Origin of the sequence: Bradyrhizobium sp. CCBAU 51627 (assembly GCF_028128765.1) — a bacterium.
Lineage (GTDB): Bacteria > Pseudomonadota > Alphaproteobacteria > Rhizobiales > Xanthobacteraceae > Bradyrhizobium.
Window position 1 is genome coordinate 1 of record NZ_LBJG01000057.1, and the last position, 1424, is coordinate 1424.

At 65.6% G+C, this 1424-nt stretch carries 1 protein-coding gene; it reads left to right on the forward strand.

Annotated elements, in window-relative coordinates; all coding sequences use genetic code 11:
• Positions 1 to 157: 157 nt before the first annotated feature.
• Positions 158 to 1357, forward strand: coding sequence for an IS256 family transposase (locus tag XH88_RS25685; RefSeq protein WP_271671039.1), 1200 nt, complete (start codon positions 158 to 160; stop codon positions 1355 to 1357).
• The last annotated feature ends 67 nt before the right edge of the window (positions 1358 to 1424 follow it).

Sequence of the window (1424 nt, forward strand, 5' to 3'; positions counted from 1 at the left end):
GGTCGTGTCCCCAGTAGTGGTGTAGTTCGGTAGAGCAAGGCCGCCCGGACGCGCGCTCCCACATAGCGCCGTAGCGGGCGGGCGGCTTTGCGGTGGTCACCGGCAGTTCTCCGGTAGGATCGGGTTGCGACACGCCAACGCAACCGAGGAACCACCGATGACCGACGACATGATGAACCTGCGCACGCTCGTGGAGAAGACCCCTGATGCCGATCTGCTGCGCGAGATGATCGGCTTTGCTGCCCAGCGCCTGATGGAGCTGGAGGTCGAAAGCCAGACCGGGGCAGCCTACGGCGAGAAGAGCCCCGAGCGTCTGACCCAGCGCAACGGCTACCGTGACCGGATCTGGGAGACCCGTGCCGGCGCAGTCGAGCTGCGTATCCCCAAGCTGCGCAAGGGTTCCTACTTCCCGGGCTTCCTGGAGCCACGCCGCATGGCCGAGAAGGCGCTCACCGCCGTGGTGCAGGAGGCCTATGTGCAAGGCGTCTCGACCCGTTCGGTGGACGATCTGGTGCAGGCGATGGGGATGAGCGGCATCTCCAAGAGCCAGGTGAGCCGGCTGTGTGGCGAGATCGACGACAAGGTGAAGGCGTTCCTCGGCCGCCCGATCGAGGGCGACTGGCCGTATCTGTGGATTGACGCCACCTACGTGAAGGTGCGCCAGAATGGCCGCATCGTCTCTGTCGCGGTGATCGTCGCGGTCGGCGTCAACAGTGATGGCCGGCGCGAGGTTCTCGGCATGGATATTGGCCCCTCCGAGGCCGAGACGTTCTGGACGGCATTCCTGCGCAAGCTCGCCCGCCGCGGCCTGCGTGGCGTCAAGCTGGTCGTCTCCGACGCCCACGAGGGCATCAAAGCCACCGTGGCCAAGGTGCTCAATGCCTCCTGGCAGCGGTGCCGCGTCCACTTCATGCGCAACGCGCTGGCGCATGCCGGCAAGAGCGGACGGCGTGTCGTCTCCGCCTTCATCGCCACCGCCTTTGCCCAGGACGATGCCGAGGCCGCAAAGACACAGTGGCGCAAGGTCGCCGACCAGCTTCGTCCCAAGCTGCCAAAGCTTGCCGGCTTCCTCGACGAGGCCGAGACCGATGTGCTCGCCTACATGACGTTCCCACCGCAGCACCGGACCAAGCTGCACTCGACCAATCCGATCGAACGCCTCAACGGCGAGATCAAGCGGCGCACCGAGGTCGTCGGCATCTTTCCCAACGAAGACGCCATCGTACGCCTCATCGGCGCGATCCTGCTCGAACAGAACGATGAATGGGCCGTCCAGCGTGCTCGTTACATGACGCTGGAAACCATCGCGCCCTTGAGCGATGATCCCACCGTCAGCCTTCCGGCTATCGCCAGCTGACCTGCCCGGCCCTGGCCGGTGAACGCGGTGACCCGCCGCCAGCTACACCATGCAAGGGGACACGATC

What these genes read in the sequence shown, in the direction of transcription:
- XH88_RS25685 (WP_271671039.1), top strand. Translation starts at nt 158, where the DNA reads ATGACCGACGACATGATGAACCTGCGCACGCTCGTGGAGAAGACCCCT.